We start from the raw sequence: 17,860 nt of genomic DNA, 5'->3' as shown, positions 1-17,860 counted from the left end.
GAAATCAAGGCCCGTTTCAGCGGTTTGACTCCGTCCATATCCTGGATGTGGAATATTTTTCTCCTGCCTTTCGCAGTTGCGAAAAAGCGATTGCCTGCCATCGCAGGATGCGCGAGTGCTTTGCTTCTGGTTTTTCGCGCCCGGGCGTAAAACTGCGACACTGTTCCCGGATTGCTTTTCCCATGACGCAGGCCAATGCCAAGCTCAATGCCTTTCCCGTCTTCGTGCGGGTCGAGGGCGAAGCCGTGGCCATTGTCGGCGGTGGCGACGAGGCGCTCGCCAAGGCGCGGCTGATCGGACAGTCGAGCGCGGTGCAGCGCATCATTGCCGAAAATGCCGAGCCTGAACTGCTTGCCTTCATCGCTCAGTCCGGTGCCAGCCATGTCGCGGCGGCTTATGACGCCTCGCAGTTGGAAGGCGCGGTCATGGTGTTCGCCGCCAGCGGCGACGAGACGCTCGACCGCCGTGTGGCTGAGGACGCCCGCCGTCTGGGCATTCCCGTCAATGCCGTCGACCGGCCGGAGCTCTGCGATTTCTTCACGCCGGCGCTGGTCAATCGCGCGCCGGTCGCCATCGCCATCGGTACCGAAGGCGCCGGCCCGGTGCTTGCCCAAATGTTGCGCGGCCGCATCGACCAGATGCTGTCGCCATCGCTCGGTTCGCTGGCGACGCTCGCCGCTTCGCTGCGTGGCGCGGCCGAAAAGTTGCTGCCGAAGGGCAATGCCCGCCGCCGCTTCTGGAGCAGTTTTTTCCAAGGCGCGCCTGCCCATGCCGTGGAAGCCGGCCAGCTGTCGCAGGCGCATGACGCCGCCGTGGATCTTCTGCTCTCGAACGCACCGGCTTCTGGCCACATCGCCCTGGTCGGCGCGGGTCCCGGCGCCGAGGATCTGCTGACGTTGCGGGCGCATCGCCTGCTGATGGAAGCCGATGTCATCGTCCATGACGCGCTGGTGCCGGAGGCCGTCGTTGCCATGGGCCGCCGCGATGCCGAGCGCCTGCCGGTCGGGAAACGCAAGGGCTGCCATACCAAGAGCCAGGCCGAGATCAACGCGTTGCTGGTCGAGCTCGGCCAGCAGGGCAAGCGCGTGGTGCGGCTGAAGTCGGGCGATCCGCTGGTGTTCGGTCGCGCCGGCGAGGAGATGGCCGCATTGCGCGATGCCGGCATCGCCTACGAAGTGGTTCCGGGCGTCACCGCGGCCTTTGCCGCCGCCGCCGATTTCGAACTGCCGCTGACCTTGCGCGGCGTGTCCTCGTCGATGGTGTTCACCACCGGCCACGACCTCAAGGGAAATTCATTGCCCGACTGGGCCAAGCTTGCCATTTCCGGGGCCACCGTCGCCGTCTATATGGGCCGCTCGGTGGCGGCTGAAGTCGCCGGCCGGCTGATCGAGGCGGGCCTGTCGCCGGACACGGCGGTGGCCGTGGTCGAGAATGCCAGCCTTGCCAACCGTCGCCGCTTCCACGGCACGCTGGCCGACCTGCCGTCGCTGGAAGCGCGGGGCGATCTTTCCGGGCCGGTCATGACCATCATCGGCGACGCCGTCGCCGGCGCCAACTTTGAACGGTCCGAGCCGCTCGCGGCACACAGGCAAGAAGGCGCGGTCAAAGCCGCCACTGAGAAGGTTGAGCCATGAAGATACTGACCGCCAACCGCCTGACCGACGGCATCGCCGTCTGGTACGCCGATGGTGGCTGGGCCGAGACGGTGGGCCAGGCCGACCTTGCCCATGACAAGGCAGCCGAGGATCGCCTGGAGGCGATCGGCGCCAAGGCCTATGCCGACAATGAAGTGGTCGATGTCAACCTGATCGACGCGGAAGTGGTCGACGGTGTCGTCGAGCCGGTGCGGTTGCGTGAAAAGATCCGCGCCGCCGGCCCGACCATTCGCGGCGATCTCGGCAAGCAGGCCGAGCGGGCGGCATAGCCAGGATTTGAGTGAAACGGGCGGACGCGCCCTGAAAGACGAAGCATGTACCGTTACGATGAGTTCGACCACGATTTTGTCCAGGCCCGCGTCGCCGAGTTCAGCGACCAGGTCCAGCGCCGGCTGTCCGGCGAGATCACAGAGGACCAGTTCCGGCCTCTGCGGCTGATGAACGGCGTCTACCTGCAGCTGCACGCCTATATGCTGCGCATCGCGGTGCCTTATGGCACGCTGAACGGCAAGCAGCTGCGCATGCTGGGCCACATCGCCCGCAAATACGACAAGGGCTACGGCCACTTCACGACGCGCCAGAACATCCAGTTCAACTGGCCGGCGCTGTCGGACATTCCGGCGATCCTGGCCGATCTCGCCAGCGTCGAGATGCACGCCATCCAGACCAGCGGCAACTGCATCCGCAACGTCACGGCGGATCACTTCGCCGGCGCCGCCGCCGACGAGGTCGCCGATCCGCGCCCCTATGCGGAAATCCTGCGGCAATGGTCCTCGGTGCATCCGGAATTCTCGTTCCTGCCGAGAAAATTCAAGATCGCGGTGACGGGCGCCGAGCGCGACCGCGCCGCCATCCAGACACATGACATCGGCCTGCACCTGAAGAAGAACGCCGCCGGCGAGCTTGGCTTTGCCGTCTATGTCGGCGGCGGCCAGGGCCGCACGCCGATGGTGGCGAGGAAGATCCGCGATTTCCTGCCGGAAGCCGACCTCCTGTCCTACTGCACGGCGATCCTGCGTGTTTACAATCTCTATGGCCGCCGCGACAACAAGTACAAGGCGCGCATCAAGATCCTGGTGCACGAGACCGGCGTCGAGGAGATTACCCGCCAGGTCGAGGCCGAATGGCAGGAGTTGAAGGACGCCGAGCTGAAGCTGCCGGATGCCGACATCCGCGCCATCGAAGCCTATTTCGCGCCGCCAACGCTTGCTGACCGGCCGGAAGGCGACCAGGCGGTCAAGCTGGCGCGTCTCGATTCCAAGGGCTTCTCGGAGTGGCTCGACCAGAATGTGGTGACGCACCGCCATCCCGACTACGCGGCGGTGACGATTTCGCTCAAGGGCATCGGCGAGGTGCCGGGCGATGCTTCGGACAGCCAGATGGAAGCGGTTGCCGACATCGCCGAGAAATACGCCTTCGACGAGCTGCGCGTCAGCCATGAGCAGAACCTGATCCTGCCGCATGTGGCGCGCGCCGACCTCAAGGCGGTCTATGATGCGCTGGTCGACATCGGGTTGGCGACGGCCAACTCCAATTTGATATCGGACATCATCTCGTGCCCCGGCCTCGACTATTGCGCGCTGGCCACCGCGCGCTCGATCCCGATCGCGCAGGAAATCTCGCAACGCTTCGCCTCGCTGGAGCGCCAGCGCGAGATCGGCGAGTTGAAGCTGAAGATCTCCGGCTGCATCAATGCCTGCGGCCATCACCATGTCGGCCATATCGGCATCCTCGGCGTCGAGAAGAAGGGCTCCGAGCTCTATCAGGTGACACTGGGCGGTTCGGCCGACGAGAACACGTCGGTCGGCGAAATCATCGGCCGCGGCTTCTCGTCGGAGGAGATCACCGACGCCATCGAGCAGATCGTCGAGACCTATCTCGGCCTCCGGCTCAACCCACAGGAAAAATTCATCGACGCCTACCGCCGTGTCGGTCCCGCGCCGTTCAAGGAGGCGCTCTATGCTGGCGAAACCAAGGCCGCTTGACCATATCGCCGATGTCGATGACGGCGTCGCCGCCAAGGCGGCGGGGCTCGACGCGCTCTATKGCCATCTGAAGCCGCTCGAGATCATCGAACGCTCGGCCCGCGAACTGTTTCACGACGAGATCGCAGCGGTCTCGTCCTTCGGGGCGGATTCGGCGGTGCTGCTGCATATGATCGCCGAGATCGACCGCACGCTGCCGGTCATCTTCCTCGATACCGGCAAGCATTTCGAGGAGACGCTCGGCTACCGCGACGCGCTCGTCGCCGATTTCGGCCTGACCAACATCCAGTTGATCAAGCCCGAGGAAGCCGCGCTCGCCCGGATCGACCCGACGGGCAATTTGCACCAGAGCAACACGGATGCCTGCTGCGACGTGCGCAAGGTCGAGCCGCTGGCGCGTGGCGTGGCGCCGTTCCGCGCCTGGTTCACCGGACGCAAGCGCTTCCAGGCCTCGACGCGGGCGGCCCTGCCGGTGTTCGAGGCGGTCGGCCCGCGCATCCGCATCAATCCGCTGGCGCATTGGACGACCTCGGACCAGGCCGAATACATGCGCGCGCATGCGCTGCGCGAAAATCCGCTGGTCGCCTATGGCTATCTGTCGATCGGCTGCTTTCCGTGCACGCAGCCGGTGCAGCCGGGCGAGGATGCGCGCAGCGGCCGCTGGGCCGGTCATGCCAAGACCGAGTGCGGCATCCACCTGTCGGGACTGGAGAAGTCGCTGACCGACGCATCCCTTTAGGATATGCCGATATTCAGGTGAGGCTGGCCTGCAAATGGCAGCTTCATACGCTTCCGGTGCACACGTACTTCAAGTACGCTCCGCTCCGGTTCTCGGAAGCCGCCATTTTCGGCGCAGCCTGACCTGAATCTCAACACATCCTTGGCTCGTTTAGATATTTAGGACCTTTTTTATGACCGAAACGACGACACCGGAGACCCGGCTCTGGACCCCGCAGGGTTTTCGCGAGGACGAGTGGGCTCATGCCGAAAGTGCCGACGCGCTGTCGGGCAATGGCCGATTCATCCTGCCGTTGCAGGCGTTCCTCGACCTTGATCCCGAGGTGCGCCGGTCGGCCAAGGAGCGGCTCGGCGTGGTGCTGCAGCCCGGCGATCAGCTCGAGAAGATAGTCGACCTGCTCGACCAGCTGTCGCTGGTGGCGTTGGTCTTCCCGGCCTTCAGCGATGGGCGCTCCTTCTCCAAGGCCGAACTGCTGCGCAGCCGTTATCATTTCGAAGGCGCCGTTCGCGCCACCGGCCAGGTGCTGGTCGACCCGTTGCCGCATATGCTGCGTCTTGGCTTCGACGAGTTCGAGATCTCCAATCCGGTGCTGTTGAAGCGCCTGGAAGAAGGCAACACCGGCGGGCTGGGGCTCTACTACCAGCCGACCGCCGTGCCTGAGCCCAAGGGCCCGAAATATTCTTGGCGGCGGGTTCGCAACAGCTGACGCAGCGGCAATTGCGCCCGTCTTTACATCGCTTGCGATCGGGCCTTCTCTGAGCTGTCCGGACGGAAACATCCGCCGGGTGCGAGGAGGAAATCATGGATTTCGACTATGTCATCGCCGGTGGTGGGTCCGCCGGCTGCACGCTTGCCGCGCGGCTGTCGGAAGATCCATCGAAAAGGGTCTGCCTGATCGAAGCCGGCGGCGCGGGCAGCAACCTGCTTATCCGCGCGCCGGCAGGCATCATCGCACTGTTGCCGGGCCGGCCGAAGATCAACAACTGGGCGTTCGAGACGGTGCCGCAGCAGGGTCTTGGCGGTCGCAAGGGCTACCAGCCGCGCGGCAAGGCGCTGGGCGGATCCAGTGCCATCAATGCCATGCTCTATACGCGCGGGCACCGCGGCGACTATGACGAATGGGCCGACCTCGGCTGCGACGGCTGGTCGTGGGACGAGGTGCTGCCCTATTTCCGGCGGGCGGAAGGCAATCAACGCGGCGCTGATGCCCTGCATGGCGGCGATGGGCCATTGAGGGTTGCCGAGCAGCAGGAGCCACGTCCGCTCTCCCGGGCCTTTGTCGAGGCCTGCGGCGAAAACCAGATCCGCCGCAACGATGATTTCAACGGCGTCGAACAGGAAGGTGCCGGACTTTACCAGGTGACGCAATTCTGGGGCGAACGCCGCAATGGCGAGCGCTGCTCGGCGGCCGCTGCCTATCTGCAACCGGTCTTGAACAGGTCGAACCTTACCGTCATCACCGGAGCGCATGCCACGGCGGTCATTCTCGACGGCAAGCGCGCCACCGGCGTGCGGTATCGCGTGGGGAAGGGCGAAGCCGTCGCGAAAGCCAGGCGCGAGGTGATCGTCTGTGGTGGCGCCTTCGGTTCGCCTCAGCTCCTGCTGCTGTCGGGCATCGGGCCGGCTGCCGAGCTTGCCATGCATGGCATTCCGGTCATTCATGAACTGCCCGGTGTCGGCAAGAACCTGCAAGACCACCTCGATTTCATCATGGGCTGGACGTCCAGGGATGCCGACATGATGGGCATCGGCCTGCGCGGCCTGCCTGGCCTAGTGCGGCACATTCTGCGCTGGCGCAAAGATGGTGGCGGTATGATCGCCACGCCCTATGCCGAAGGCGGTGCCTTCCTCAAATCCGATCCGGCGATAGAACGGCCCGACCTGCAACTGCATTTCTGCATCGCGATCGTGGATGATCATGGCCGAAAGCTGCATATGGGATATGGCTTTTCCTGTCATGTCTGCGTGCTGCGGCCGCATTCGCGCGGCGAGGTCGGGCTGTCGACCCATGATCCCATGGCGCCGCCGCGCATCGATCCACGCTTTCTTTCTGACGAACGCGATGCCGAACTTTTGCTCAAGGGGGCCAGGATGATGCGCTCTATTCTGGAGGCGCCGGCGCTGGCCAGATATCGCCACAAGGAAATCTACACCGCCGGTGTTTCGAGCGACGCGGAGTTGATGTCCCACATCCGTGCCCGCGCCGACACGATCTATCACCCGGCCGGCACCTGCAAGATGGGCGTCGACGAGATGGCGGTGGTCGATCCGCAATTGAGGGTTCACGGGCTCAAGGCCTTGCGGGTCGTCGACGCCTCGGTGATGCCGACGCTGATCGGCGGCAACACCAACGCGCCGACCATCATGATTGCCGAGAAGGCGGCGGACATGATCAAGGCGGCCGCCTGACTGCGGTTCTGGTCGAACCAGCGAAGCTATTTTCGTTTGCCGAGAAGCGCTTTCGGTTGAGAAGGAGGAGAGCTGGTCATACCAATTTTCCGATTTGCGCTTTCCCTTTAACCGTCCTGCCCTTAGGATAGGGAACATTATTTCGTGACCCGAAATAAATATGGCCACAAGGGAGGAACCGGGAATGGCTGGTAAGAAAATATTGATGCTCGTTGGCGAGTTCAGCGAGGAGTATGAGATTTTCGTCTTTGAACAGGCCATGCATGCCGTCGGCCACACCGTGCATGTCGTCTGCCCGGACAAGAAGGCGGGCGATGTCCTGAAGACCTCGCTGCACGACTTCGAAGGCCACCAGACCTATACGGAAAAGCCCGGCCACGACTACATCCTCAACAAGACGTTCTCCGAGGTGGATCCGGCCAAGTATGACGCCGTCTACGCGGCGGGCGGGCGCGGCCCGGAATACATCCGCATCGACAAGCGGGTGCAGGCACTGGTGCGGCATTTCCACGAGACCGGCAAGCCGATCTTCACCATCTGCCACGGCGTGCAGATCCTGATCGCGGTCGACGGTGTGGTGCGGGGCAGGGAAGTGGCGGCGCTGCACTATTGCGAGCCGGAAGTGACGCTGGCCGGCGGCATCTATATCGATGTCGCGCCGACCGGCGCCCATGTCGACGGCAATCTGGTTTCAGCCAAGGGCTGGCCTGGCCTGTCCAACTTCATCCGCGAATGCCTGAAGGTGCTGGGCACCGAAATCCGCCATGGCGAAATCCTGATGCGCGACGAGCGCCAGGCCGCCTGAACAGGACTTTTGTTCCCCGCCGCCGCGCCACGGCGCGGCGGTCGTCGGGCTACATCGTCGCTCGCGCTTCGCGGAACGACACCAGCTTGCGGCGGTTCTCGTCCCACAATGCAAGTTTGACACAGCGCAGGCTGTCGAGCAGCGTGACACGGCCGATGCCGCGCAGCTCCGGATAATCCCGCAGCACTTCCTGAAGCCGGTAGCCCGGCACCTTGGCGGAGAGGTGGTGGACGTGGTGGACGCCGATATTGCCGGTGAACCAGTTCAGCACCGGTGGCAGGTCGTAATAGGACGAGCCGTGCAGGGCGGCATGCTGGAATTCCCAGTCGTCATCCTTGGCCCATTCCGTCTCCTCGAACTGATGCTGGACGTAGAACAGCCAGATGCCGGCGGAGCCGGCGAGAATGACGATCGGCAGATGGACGACCAGGAAAGCGCCGGGCCCGACGGCCCAGATAAGCAGCGCCGCCGCAACCGCGATGGCGAGGTTGGTGGTCATCGATGACACCCAGGGCGTCAGACCGCCGCGCATCATGCCGATGGGCAGTCTTTGCGAGAAGATGAACAGCCAGATCGGCCCAAGGCCGAACATCACCAGGGGATGGCGATAAAGGCGATAGGCGAGGCGCCCGCGCCAGGACAATTGCCGGTACTCGGCAACGGTCAAGGTCGTGATGTCACCCATGCCGCGTTCGTCGAGATTGCCGGCGCTGGCATGATGGGTCGCGTGGGCGCGCCGCCAGCAATCGTAGGGCGTCAGTGTCAGGACGCCGAGCGCCCGGCCGATCCAGTCGTCGGCGTAGCGGTTGGCGAAGAAGGAGCCATGGCCGCAATCGTGCTGGATCATGAAGATGCGTACCAGGAACCCGGCCGCCGGAAGGATCAGGATCAGCCCCCACCAATGGCCATAAGAATAGGCGGCCGAGGAGAGCGCCCAGAGCGTGGCGAACGGAATGAGGGTGATGGCGAGTTCGACGGCGCTGCGTCGCCGGTCCGGCTTCTTGTAACGCGCCAGAATCTTCAGCCAGGCGCGCTTGCTGTTGGCGGCCGCATCGGGAGAAATCATGTTCATCAGGAAGCATAGGCATGGCATGTGGCGGCCGCAAGGCGGCCATCACGCAAAATTACTGTGCGTAATTGTCGCGTAAGCGCCTGACTGGGAGTTACTGCCGCCGCAATCTGGTGTCGCCGTCCTCGACCCGGTCGAGGCGGTCGAGCAATTGCCTGAAGCGGTCGTGCGTATCGGCTTCGATACGGAAAGCCGGCAAGGTACGCAGAAAACGCGTCATCGCCTCGGCACCGAACTGGCGCCTGACTTCGGCGGCGAGCCTTTCTCCTTTTTCAGCCTTGTCGCGGGTCATCATTTCAAAATCCTGTGTCGGCTCCGAAACTCCTCCAGCAAGGGAATGGTTCCCACATCACGCTTCCGTGGCAAGCCAAGGCGACAGTCTTGGTAAAATTTGAATTAAAATCGAAGGAGCGCTATTGGTCACCGCCCAGGCCCGGCCAAAGGCCCAATGGTGGCTTACCCCTTGATTTTTGGCTGCCAAACCTCGATATCGGGCGCAAATCCATACCATTCGAGATGACGGGAAACGGCGATGAGCGACCAGGCAAAAGACGAACGCGCGCCCAGTGAAGCCGAGGCGGCCGAGGCCAATGCCGAGCGCACGGAAGGCAGCATTGACGGCGACTATGAAGCGCTTGTGCGGCTGCTGAAGGAAAATGAAGAGCTGAAGGACCGCGCGCTGCGCGTCGCGGCCGAGATGGAGAACCTGCGCCGCCGCACCGCACGCGACGTGCACGATGCGCGCACCTATGCGGTTGCAAATTTCGCTCGCGACATGTTGTCGGTGTCGGACAATCTGCGTCGGGCACTCGACGCCATTCCGGCGGAGGCCAAGGCGTCGGGCGATGCCGGCTTCAAGGCGCTGATCGAAGGCGTCGACCTGACGGAGCGCGCCATGCTGTCGGCGCTGGAACGGCACGGGGTCAAGAAGCTCGCGCCGGAAGGCGAGAAGTTCGATCCCAATTTCCACCAGGCGATGTTCGAAGTGCCCAATCCCGATGTCCCGGCCAACACCGTGGTCCAGGTCGTGCAGCCAGGCTATTCGATCGGCGAGCGCGTGCTGCGTCCGGCCATGGTCGGCGTCGCCAAGGGCGGCCCGAAGATTGCCGCTGAGGCGCCGGTCGAGCCAGGCCCGGTGAATGAGCAGGCGGAGAAGGATGCTTAATTAAGGGAGTGGGGCAGTAGGGCAGTAGGGCAGTAGGGAAACAGAGGAGCCGTACATTCATTCGGCTCTGTGTTATTCATTATTCCCTACTGCCCTACTCCCCTGGTCTTCCATGCATCCCATCGCCCTTCTCGACTATGCCGGCGTCGCCGTTTTTGCGGCGACCGGGGCGTTGGCTGCCTCGCGCAAGCAACTCGACATTATCGGGTTCCTGTTCCTGGCCAGCGTCACCGGCATTGGCGGCGGCACGTTTCGTGATCTCATTCTCAACGTGCCGGTCTTCTGGGTGGGAAACCGCGACTATGTGCTGATCTGTGCTGTCGTGGCGGTCCTGGTCTTCTTCACTGCGCATCGCGTCGAATCCCGCTACAAGCTGCTGCTTTGGCTCGACGCGATCGGACTTGCCGCCTTTTCGGTGATGGGCGCGGCTAAGGGCCTGGCAATCACCGGTTCGCCGGTCGTTTCGATCATCACCGGCATGCTGACCGCGACCTTCGGCGGCATATTGCGGGATCTGCTTGCAGGCGAGCCATCGGTGCTGCTGAGGCCGGAAATCTACGTCACGGCCGCCCTGGCCGGCGCGGCTATCTTCACATTGGGCGACGTCGCCGGATTGCCGCAGATTGTCTCGGGGTTGGCTGGCTTCGTCGTGGCGCTCGCCGTGCGCGGCGGTGCGCTGCGCTTCGGCTGGTCGTTTCCGTCGTACAAGAGCCGGCCTGGCCGGCGGCCTGAGGATATTCCGTGAAAGGGAGCGAATAGCGAATAAGGATGACAGACCGCAGGATTGCGGCGTAGCTCTCGCTATTCGCTATTCGCTATTCGCTATTCGCTATGCCGCAAAGCGCTGCGCTTCCCCGCCATAATAATTGACGTAGCGGGCGCCGATTTCCTTGACCGGCATGACGACGAACACATCGACCGTCGAGAATTCGCGGTCGATGACGCAGCCATCGCCTATGCGGGCGCCGACCCTCAGATAGCCCTTGACCAGAGGCGGCATCGCCGCGATCGCCGCCTTGGTGTTGACCGCCTCGATCGGCATCAGGTCCATGGAGCAATAGCGTCCGGACACCGCGCGCACATCCCAGGCCGAGTTGGTGCGGCAGTGATGGGCGAGATAGGTGAGCGCCTCTGCATGCGCCGCCGGGACGGTGCCGTGGAAGGAAGCACAGCCGGTCATCACGCCGATTTCGTAGTGATTGATGTAGGCCCAGATGCCTTGCCACAGCGCCTCGATGGTGCGCTTCGAGCGGTATTCCGGCAAAACGCAGGAACGGCCGAGTTCGAGGAAACGCTGGCCAGGATGGCGGGCGATGAGCTTGGTCAACTCGAATTCGCCTTCGGAATAGAAGCCCCCGGCGGCGGCCGCGATTTCTTGCCGCAGCAGCCGGTAAGTGCCGACGATGCGGCGGTGTTCGGGCCCGGAAATCGAATTGTCGAAGACGAGCAGATGATCGCAGAGCGGATCGAACCGGTCGGCGTCGCGGCGATCCTGCGCCTGGAACAGGTCCTTGCGGGCGCCAAGCTCGTCGTAAAATACGCGGTAGCGCACTTCCTGCGCGGCCGCGATCTCGGCCTCGTTGCGGGCGAGCCGCACTTCGAGATTGCCGATACGACCGAGCGCTGCGCCTTTTATGACGGAATCGACATTACGTCCGGCGAGCAAGGCGCTGCTGGCGTTCGGCCGAGTGTCACATTCCGGCATAACTGTATGCACGAGTGATTCTCCTTCGAGCCATCCCTCTTGGCACGGGGATACGGTGTAGGTGCAACAGGATTGTGACAGTACCGTGATAAGGCGTCGCGGGCAATACTTCGTCGGCTGGCGAAAACGGTCAACCGGCTACGTTAGGTGAGGAGGGGTACGGCGCGCCTCGTTTGCACGGATCAAGTCAACGTGCCTCAACCCCTTGTTTTCATGGCTGCCGCCCTCGGCGAACCGGGCGGCTTTGGGGCGACATACGTCAGCCGCGAGGTTGGAAAAAATCAGATCAAGCCGCAACCTGGCCCTCGACGGCGTTGACAAGTGCATCCGGGTCGAGCGGCTTGGTGACGAAGCCGCTGGCGCCGTGGGCAAGCACCGCGTGGCGGGTCTTTTCCTGGCTATCGGCCGACAGCACCATGATCGGCACGGGCGGCGCCGATGTCTCTTCCTCATGGCGGCGGATCGCGGCGATGGCGTCTAGCCCGTCCATGACAGGCATATGCAGGTCCATCAGCACCACGTCGAAGCGGTGCTTGTGCGCAGCACTGGTGACGGCCTCGACCGCGGCCTTGCCATTGCCGACGACCTTGACGCGGTGCCCCGCCTTCAACAGCGTGGCGCGGGCCAGCATGGCATTGATGTCGTTGTCTTCGGCGATCAGCACGGACAGGCCCTGCTGGCGGTCGCTTGAGGCGCGGCGCGTCGGCGCGCGGCGCTCTTCCGGCTGCGGCTGGGCAAGGGCCGGCGCGTGGCTGGTCAAAAGAACACGCAAAAGTGTTCCACCGCGCACCGGCCGGGCCAGGAAAGTCGCGTAGCCGCTGGCGCGGAACTCGCCAAGCATGCCGCGGTCGGTCGGCGCGATCAACGTGATGGCTTCGCAATCGGTGAAACCGCTCTGGCGCAATCGCTTGAGCACTCTCCCATCGCTCTCCTCCATGGCGGCGTCGACCAGAAGCACGTCGCAGCCCTCCGCCAGGGGCGCTGCCTGCGCCACGGTGGTGGCGATGCCTGCCGTGCCGCCATTGGCGCGGATGGTGCGGGCGATGGCGTCGGCCTCGACGGTGTTCCTGGACAGGATCACCGCGCGCCTGCCGGCAAGCACGTTCAGGCGGCCCTGCGGCGCTCCGGTGGCCTCCGTGGCCGGAATTTCGAAGACGAATTCCGACCCTTGGCCAAGCCGGCTGGAGACCGAAATCGTACCGCCCATGGCAGCCACCAGCCGCTTGGAGATGGCAAGCCCGAGCCCCGCCCCGCCATGTGCACGCGTCGAGGTGCCGTCGGCCTGTTCGAACTCCTCGAAGATGCGCTCCATGTCCTCTTCGCGCAGGCCGGGACCGGTGTCGGTGATGGTGAAGCAGATGCGGTCGCTGGTCTCGGTGCGGGCACGCGCGATGCTGACCAGCACGCCGCCGCCATCGGTGAATTTGATGGCGTTGCCGATCAGATTGAGCAGCACCTGCCTGACCCGGCCGGGGTCGGCTGTGATCAATTGCGGTACATCCGGCTCGACGTGGCAGCCGAGGCCAATATCCTTGGCGAAGGCGCGCGCGGCGAGCAATTCGATGATGTTGTCGGCGATCTCGCGCACCGACATGGGCTGCGGCTCCGGATCGAAGCGACCGGCCTCGATCTTGGAATAGTCAAGCAGGTCCTCGATCAGGGCGAGCAGGGCGCTGGCCGAGGTCGAAACGGCGCCGACATAGGTCTGCTGCTCCGGCGACAGGCTGGTATCGGCCAAGAGCCTCGCCATGCCCATGATGCCGTTCATCGGCGTGCGGATTTCATGGCTGACCGTGGCGAGGAAGCGCGATTTGGCCTGGCTTGCATATTCGGCGCGCTCGCGCGCGGTGATCAGCGAGGATTCGGCGCGCTTGCGGGCGGTGATGTCGCGGGCGATGGCGCGATGCGAAACCGCACCGCTGTCCTTTTCGCGCACCGACAGTTCGATCCAGGAGAACCAGCGCGGGCCGCTCGGCGTGCGGATGGCGACGTCGGTGGAACTCAGGCACTCGTGATCGGAAAAGGCGGCGTCGGGGACGATGCCGACCTCGATGCCGAGTTCGGCCAGGGTCTTGCCGGCAAGATCGCGCTGATCGGTTTCAACCAGATCGGCGAACACCTTGTTGGCATAGACGATGTAACCGTCGCGATCGCGATGGATGACGAGGTCGCCAAGCGCGTCGATGAGACCGCGAAAGCGCTCCTCGCTTTCCTGCATTTCCCACATGCGGTCTGCCAGCGTCTCGATCTCGGCGCGGCTTCGGGCGGTGGTCTCGTCCAGCAGCACCACCGTGCGGTGGACGCTGCGACTGGCATGCAGATGCATGGCAAGGCCGGCGAGGCCGGTCGCCAGCAAGGCGAGACTGATGAAAATCGGCGCCCCGGTCAGATGTGCGAGGGCCGCCAGGATCATGATGGCAACGAAAGTGAGCAGCGGCAGGCCTTGCCGCTTGGCCAATTGCTGCTCGGGCACCAGCGGCGGCGCAGCGATGAACCGCCGCGCCGGCGCGGCGACCGCATCGACATCGTCGCCCTTCTTTGCCTGTTGGCTGTCGGATTCCGCGATCATGCGAAACCCTTGCCAGACAGAGATTATGGAAAATTGCGGCGGATCGTTCGAATTTTAGCGGATAGGGCGTTTTTGCCCTGGCAGCGGCGGATTCGCCACTGCATTTGGCGATCCGTCCACTGCCTGCGGCCCGCAGGCGGGCCTACATGTCGACGACGACGCGACCGCGGATCTTGCCGTCGACGATGTCGCGCGCGGCATCGATGATGCCGTCGAAGCCGATGGTGGTGGACAGGCTGGCGAGCTTGTGCAGGTCGAGATCGGCGCCGATGCGCCGCCAGGCCTCGAGGCGCACGGCCTTCGGCGCCATCACCGAATCGACGCCAAGCAGCGAGACGCCGCGCAGGATGAAGGGAGCGACGCTCGCCGGCAGGTCCATGCCGCCAGCCAGGCCGCAGGCGGCAACCGCACCGCCATAGGAAGTCATCGACAGTACATTGGCCAGCGTGTGGCTGCCAACCGAATCGATACCGCCGGCCCAGCGTTCCTTGGCCAGCGGCTTGGTGGGCTGGTTGAGCTCGTCGCGCGAGATCACCTCGGCGGCGCCGAGATTGATCAGGTAGGGGCTTTCGGCATTGCGGCCGGTCGAGGCAATGACGTGATAGCCCAGACTGGACAGGATGGAGACCGCGACCGAACCGACACCGCCGGCAGCACCCGTCACCACCACCGGGCCGCGATCGGGCAGGATACCGTGCCGCTCCAGCGCCATGACGCAAAGCATGGCGGTATAACCGGCGGTGCCGACCGCCATCGCGTCATGCGCACTGATGCCTTCCGGCAGCGGGACCAGCCAGTCGCCCTTGACGCGGGCGCGCCCGGCATAGGCGCCGAAATGCGTTTCGCCGACGCCCCAGCCGTTCAGGATGACCTTGTCTCCCTTGCGCCAGTCGGGATTGGAGGACGAGATGACCGTCCCGGCGAAGTCGATGCCCGGCACCAGCGGCCAGCGGCGGACCACCGGCGCCTTGCCGGTAATCGCCAGCCCATCCTTGTAGTTCACCGTGGTCGCCTCGACCGCGACGGTGACGTCACCCTCCATCAGTTCGGTTTCGGTAAGGTCGGTCACGGCGACGGACTGTTTCTTGTCGGCATCGCGCGAGACGAGGATGGCTTTGAAGGTTTCGGACATCTTTTTCTCCGCGAACTTGCTTGGCGTCCTGGAACTGTGCGGCGAAGGCCGCGCAGGGTCAATCTTTGGAAGGCTTGGCGTCCGAAGTCTTGGGCTCGCGGCGCCAGCCGATGAGTTCGTCGAAGACGACCAGGGCAGCACCCACGGAAATGAAGGCGTCGGCGAGGTTGAAGACGGCGAACGACCAGACCGGCGTGTGGAACAGGATGTAGTCGATGACGTGGCCGTAGACGGCGCGGTCGATCAGATTGCCCAGCGCGCCGCCGATGATCAGGGCAAAGCCGGTGCGGGCGATGACATGGCCCGATGGAGTGCGGGTGGCGAGATAGAGCACGAAAGCGACGACCAGAACGGCTATGACCACCAGGCCGGTGTCGCCGAAGGAGGAGAACATCGAGAAGGCGATGCCGGTGTTGTAGGTGCGAAACAGCGCCAGGAACGGCACCAGATCGAGCTTCTCCTGGAAGGGCAGGCCGATCTCTACCAGATGCTTAATCCACTGATCGAGCGCGATGGCCGCGACGACGAGCAGCGCGTAGGGGGACCATGATCTCACGGGCGGGCAACCTTCATTGCTGGTCGGCGATTGGTTCGAGCTTCAGCGCGCCACGTCGGATCTCGAACAGCATGATGCCGGTGGCGACGGCGAGATTGAGCGAATCGGCGCGGCCCGCTTGCGGAATCCTGAGCAGACGGTCGCAACTGGCCGCCAGGCTTTCGGGCAGGCCCTGCTGCTCATTGCCCATCATCAGCAGCACCGGACCACGGGAAAAATCGACCGAGCGGTAGTCGACTGCACCCTTCAGATGCGTGCCGGCGACGAGGCCGGAAAAGCCGCCGCGCCAGGCAAGAAAGGCCTCGGTCGTTGCCTTGGCCACCGGCACGGCAAAGATCGAACCCATTGTGGCGCGCACGGTCTCGACGGAAAACGGATCCGTGGTGTCGCCGACCAGGATGACACCCTTGGCGCCGACAGCATCGACGGTGCGGATGACGGTGCCGAGATTGCCAGGGTCACGCACCCGGTCGAGCGCCACCCAGACATCGCCATTGTCGGCGCGGATATCCCTGAGGGCGAGGAATTTCTGCGAAAAAACCCCGACCACCATTTGCGGATTGTCACGGCGGGTGATGGCGACAAGCACTTTTTCCGACACTTCGAGCACCGTCCCGCCCGCGGCAACCGTGCGCGCCGCGACCTTTTCCACCGCCGGGTTGCCGCGGCCGGCCTTGGCGAACACAAGCGTCCGGATCTGCCAGCCCAAATCGAGCGCATCGATGACCAGCTTCAGTCCCTCGGCCATGAAGGCATTCTGCTGGTCGCGGAATTTCTTCAAGGCGAGCGCCTTGATGTCCTTGATCAGCGGATTGGCGAGGCTGGTGACTTCCTTCACCTGGCCGGGTGCGCCCACATGCCGTTCGTTCATTCAGGACTCCGGGGCATTCAGGCCACCCAACGCGAAAACAACGAGGTCGAAAGCGCCCTGCCGGCGGACTTTTCGCGGATGATCAGCTCACCCGATTCAACCTTGCCGCCCATGCCGGCAAAAGTGTCGCGCATCAGAGCGTGGATGGCGAAGAAGGAAGCGCGGATCGAATAGGCGGTCAGCACCACGGCAAGCGGTTTCGGAGTCAGGATCGCGCGGCAGAGATCAGTCAGGGCCGGCAGGTCCTCGAACAATTGCCAGACCTCGCCCTTGGGGCCGCGGCCATAGGCCGGCGGGTCGAACAGGATGATGTCGTAGCGGCTGCCGCGGCGCTCCTCGCGCTCGGCGAACTTCACCGCATCGTCGACGATCCAGCGGATCGGCTTGCTGCCGAGCCCGGCCATCTCCTGGTTTTCACGCGCCCAGCCGATCGCCTTCTTCGAAGCATCGACATGGGTGACCTCGGCGCCGGCGCGGGCCGCCACCAGCGAGGCGAGCCCGGTATAGCCGAACAGGTTGAGCACCTTGACCGGCCGCCTGGCCGCCGCGATCAGCCCGGCCATATGGTCCCAGTGCGAGGCCTGTTCGGGAAAGACGCCGACGTGGCGAAACGAGGTGAAGCGGCCGAGATAGTCGATGCCGTCATGCTTCATCGGCCAGGTTTCGCCGAGCGGCGTCTTGGGGAAACGCCAGCGGCCGATGCCTTCCTCGTCGGTGTCGCCGGTGAAGATGGCGTCGGCACGCTCCCAATCTTTCGCCGGCAAGGCTTTCTGCCAGATCGCCTGGCCCTCGGGCCGCACGATGCGGTAGGGGCCGTATTGTTCGAGCTTCTGGCCCGCACCACTGTCGAGCAGCGCGTAGTCGGCGTTGGGCGCCACTTCGAGGATCAGCGGAAGCTGCTCGGCTGGCAAGGCGCCGTCACGGCGGGCAAGGATGCGCGGGGCTGATCTCGGTTCGGTGCGATCATCGGTTCTGGTCTCAGCCCGCTCGCGCGGCTTGGCGTCTGGCCGTGGCGCGCCACGCGGCTCGTGCGGACGCGCCTCTCCGCTTCCGCCCTTCGCGGGCGGGCGGCTGTCGCGGCGTTTGTCGCGAAAAGACTTCAAGCGGGAGCATCTCCGAGCGGCGTGCCGCTTTTGGCATAGGGCAACCGGCTTCGCAACCAAGTCCGCCGCGGCTACCCTTCCATTCATGTCGGCCAGT

The 17,860-nt window shown here is 64.2% G+C and carries 17 protein-coding genes; 9 read left to right on the top strand and 8 right to left on the bottom strand.

All coding sequences use genetic code 11. From position 1 onward, the window contains the following. The first annotated feature begins 182 nt into the window (after nt 1-182). The 7 genes from cysG (at nt 183) to AC1DPX_RS20995 (ending at nt 7,593) form a co-directional block, all read left to right on the top strand. Nucleotides 183-1,634 (top strand): siroheme synthase CysG, encoded by a 1,452-nt coding sequence (gene cysG, locus AC1DPX_RS21025; protein WP_477239283.1) that lies wholly within the window; start codon nt 183-185, stop codon nt 1,632-1,634. Next, nucleotides 1,631-1,924, top strand: a complete 294-nt coding sequence (locus AC1DPX_RS21020; RefSeq protein ID WP_032931682.1) for a DUF2849 domain-containing protein — start codon at nt 1,631-1,633, stop codon at nt 1,922-1,924. Before cysG ends, AC1DPX_RS21020 begins: the two co-directional genes overlap by 4 nt. Nucleotides 1,925-1,969: 45 nt before the next feature. Further along, complete coding sequence (locus tag AC1DPX_RS21015; protein WP_202357857.1) at nt 1,970-3,640, top strand: nitrite/sulfite reductase; 1,671 nt, start codon at nt 1,970-1,972, stop codon at nt 3,638-3,640. Continuing rightward, nucleotides 3,615-4,379 (top strand): phosphoadenylyl-sulfate reductase, encoded by a 765-nt coding sequence (locus AC1DPX_RS21010; protein ID WP_477239281.1) that lies wholly within the window; start codon nt 3,615-3,617, stop codon nt 4,377-4,379. Before AC1DPX_RS21015 ends, AC1DPX_RS21010 begins: the two co-directional genes overlap by 26 nt. A 172-nt stretch (nt 4,380-4,551) precedes the next feature. Next, nucleotides 4,552-5,085, top strand: a complete 534-nt coding sequence (locus AC1DPX_RS21005; protein ID WP_477239279.1) for a DUF934 domain-containing protein — start codon at nt 4,552-4,554, stop codon at nt 5,083-5,085. Nucleotides 5,086-5,180: 95 nt separating this feature from the next. After that, the gene (locus AC1DPX_RS21000; protein ID WP_477239277.1) at nt 5,181-6,788 is read left to right on the top strand and encodes a GMC family oxidoreductase; all 1,608 of its coding nucleotides are present in this window, start codon (nt 5,181-5,183) and stop codon (nt 6,786-6,788) included. A gap of 184 nt (nt 6,789-6,972) precedes the next feature. Continuing rightward, the gene (locus tag AC1DPX_RS20995) at nt 6,973-7,593 is read left to right on the top strand and encodes a DJ-1/PfpI family protein (protein WP_202357861.1); all 621 of its coding nucleotides are present in this window, start codon (nt 6,973-6,975) and stop codon (nt 7,591-7,593) included. Nucleotides 7,594-7,642: 49 nt separating this feature from the next. Here the strand turns inward: AC1DPX_RS20995 and AC1DPX_RS20990 are convergent, their stop codons facing one another. Next, on the bottom strand, nt 7,643-8,665 hold the full coding sequence (locus AC1DPX_RS20990) for a fatty acid desaturase (RefSeq protein ID WP_202357862.1): 1,023 nt from the start codon (nt 8,663-8,665) through the stop codon (nt 7,643-7,645). 91 nt (nt 8,666-8,756) lie between these two features. Next, entirely contained in the window at nt 8,757-8,957 is a 201-nt protein-coding gene (locus tag AC1DPX_RS20985) for a hypothetical protein (protein WP_202357863.1), read from the bottom strand. Between the two features lie 237 nt (nt 8,958-9,194). Between AC1DPX_RS20985 and grpE the strand changes: the two genes are divergently transcribed. Next, on the top strand, nt 9,195-9,827 hold the full coding sequence (grpE, locus tag AC1DPX_RS20980) for a nucleotide exchange factor GrpE (RefSeq protein WP_010911507.1): 633 nt from the start codon (nt 9,195-9,197) through the stop codon (nt 9,825-9,827). 112 nt (nt 9,828-9,939) lie between these two features. After that, a complete protein-coding gene (locus AC1DPX_RS20975; protein WP_202357865.1) occupies nt 9,940-10,572 on the top strand; it encodes a trimeric intracellular cation channel family protein in 633 nt (210 codons plus the stop codon). An 84-nt stretch (nt 10,573-10,656) separates the two neighbouring features. On the opposite strand, the gene olsB is transcribed toward AC1DPX_RS20975, so the two are convergent. The 6 genes from olsB to AC1DPX_RS20945 form a co-directional block, all read right to left on the bottom strand. Further along, nucleotides 10,657-11,532, bottom strand: a complete 876-nt coding sequence (gene olsB / locus AC1DPX_RS20970) for a l-ornithine N(alpha)-acyltransferase (RefSeq protein ID WP_477239439.1) — start codon at nt 11,530-11,532, stop codon at nt 10,657-10,659. A gap of 286 nt (nt 11,533-11,818) precedes the next feature. After that, a complete protein-coding gene (locus AC1DPX_RS20965; protein ID WP_477239275.1) occupies nt 11,819-14,101 on the bottom strand; it encodes an ATP-binding protein in 2,283 nt (760 codons plus the stop codon). Nucleotides 14,102-14,243: 142 nt separating this feature from the next. After that, nucleotides 14,244-15,233, bottom strand: coding sequence for an acrylyl-CoA reductase (NADPH) (gene acuI / locus AC1DPX_RS20960; protein WP_477239274.1), 990 nt, complete (start codon nt 15,231-15,233; stop codon nt 14,244-14,246). A 58-nt stretch (nt 15,234-15,291) separates the two neighbouring features. Next, nucleotides 15,292-15,789: a signal peptidase II gene (gene lspA, locus AC1DPX_RS20955; protein WP_477239272.1), complete on the bottom strand. Its 498-nt coding sequence runs from the start codon at nt 15,787-15,789 to the stop codon at nt 15,292-15,294. Nucleotides 15,790-15,802: 13 nt separating this feature from the next. Beyond that, complete coding sequence (locus AC1DPX_RS20950; protein ID WP_202357870.1) at nt 15,803-16,660, bottom strand: TrmH family RNA methyltransferase; 858 nt, start codon at nt 16,658-16,660, stop codon at nt 15,803-15,805. 17 nt (nt 16,661-16,677) lie between these two features. Further along, nucleotides 16,678-17,763, bottom strand: a complete 1,086-nt coding sequence (locus AC1DPX_RS20945) for an RsmD family RNA methyltransferase (protein ID WP_477239270.1) — start codon at nt 17,761-17,763, stop codon at nt 16,678-16,680. Nucleotides 17,764-17,860: the final 97 nt, after the last annotated feature.

The sequence above is a fragment of the Mesorhizobium sp. 01N446 genome, from assembly GCF_056399285.1.
Note: the sequence above shows the minus strand (reverse complement) of the source record. Positions and strands in the feature narration are given on the sequence as shown.

Excerpts from the sequence above, each read along its gene's own strand:
- AC1DPX_RS20965 (WP_477239275.1), bottom strand. The coding sequence starts at position 14,101 with ATGATCGCGGAATCCGACAGCCAACAGGCAAAGAAGGGCGACGATGTC.
- olsB (WP_477239439.1), bottom strand. The coding sequence starts at position 11,532 with ATGCCGGAATGTGACACTCGGCCGAACGCCAGCAGCGCCTTGCTCGCC.
- AC1DPX_RS20975 (WP_202357865.1), top strand. The coding sequence starts at position 9,940 with ATGCATCCCATCGCCCTTCTCGACTATGCCGGCGTCGCCGTTTTTGCG.
- AC1DPX_RS20950 (WP_202357870.1), bottom strand. The coding sequence starts at position 16,660 with ATGAACGAACGGCATGTGGGCGCACCCGGCCAGGTGAAGGAAGTCACC.
- AC1DPX_RS21005 (WP_477239279.1), top strand. The coding sequence starts at position 4,552 with ATGACCGAAACGACGACACCGGAGACCCGGCTCTGGACCCCGCAGGGT.
- AC1DPX_RS21000 (WP_477239277.1), top strand. The coding sequence starts at position 5,181 with ATGGATTTCGACTATGTCATCGCCGGTGGTGGGTCCGCCGGCTGCACG.
- AC1DPX_RS20990 (WP_202357862.1), bottom strand. The coding sequence starts at position 8,665 with ATGAACATGATTTCTCCCGATGCGGCCGCCAACAGCAAGCGCGCCTGG.
- AC1DPX_RS21020 (WP_032931682.1), top strand. The coding sequence starts at position 1,631 with ATGAAGATACTGACCGCCAACCGCCTGACCGACGGCATCGCCGTCTGG.
- cysG (WP_477239283.1), top strand. The coding sequence starts at position 183 with ATGACGCAGGCCAATGCCAAGCTCAATGCCTTTCCCGTCTTCGTGCGG.
- AC1DPX_RS20985 (WP_202357863.1), bottom strand. The coding sequence starts at position 8,957 with ATGATGACCCGCGACAAGGCTGAAAAAGGAGAAAGGCTCGCCGCCGAA.
- acuI (WP_477239274.1), bottom strand. The coding sequence starts at position 15,233 with ATGTCCGAAACCTTCAAAGCCATCCTCGTCTCGCGCGATGCCGACAAG.
- AC1DPX_RS20995 (WP_202357861.1), top strand. The coding sequence starts at position 6,973 with ATGGCTGGTAAGAAAATATTGATGCTCGTTGGCGAGTTCAGCGAGGAG.
- AC1DPX_RS21015 (WP_202357857.1), top strand. The coding sequence starts at position 1,970 with ATGTACCGTTACGATGAGTTCGACCACGATTTTGTCCAGGCCCGCGTC.
- grpE (WP_010911507.1), top strand. The coding sequence starts at position 9,195 with ATGAGCGACCAGGCAAAAGACGAACGCGCGCCCAGTGAAGCCGAGGCG.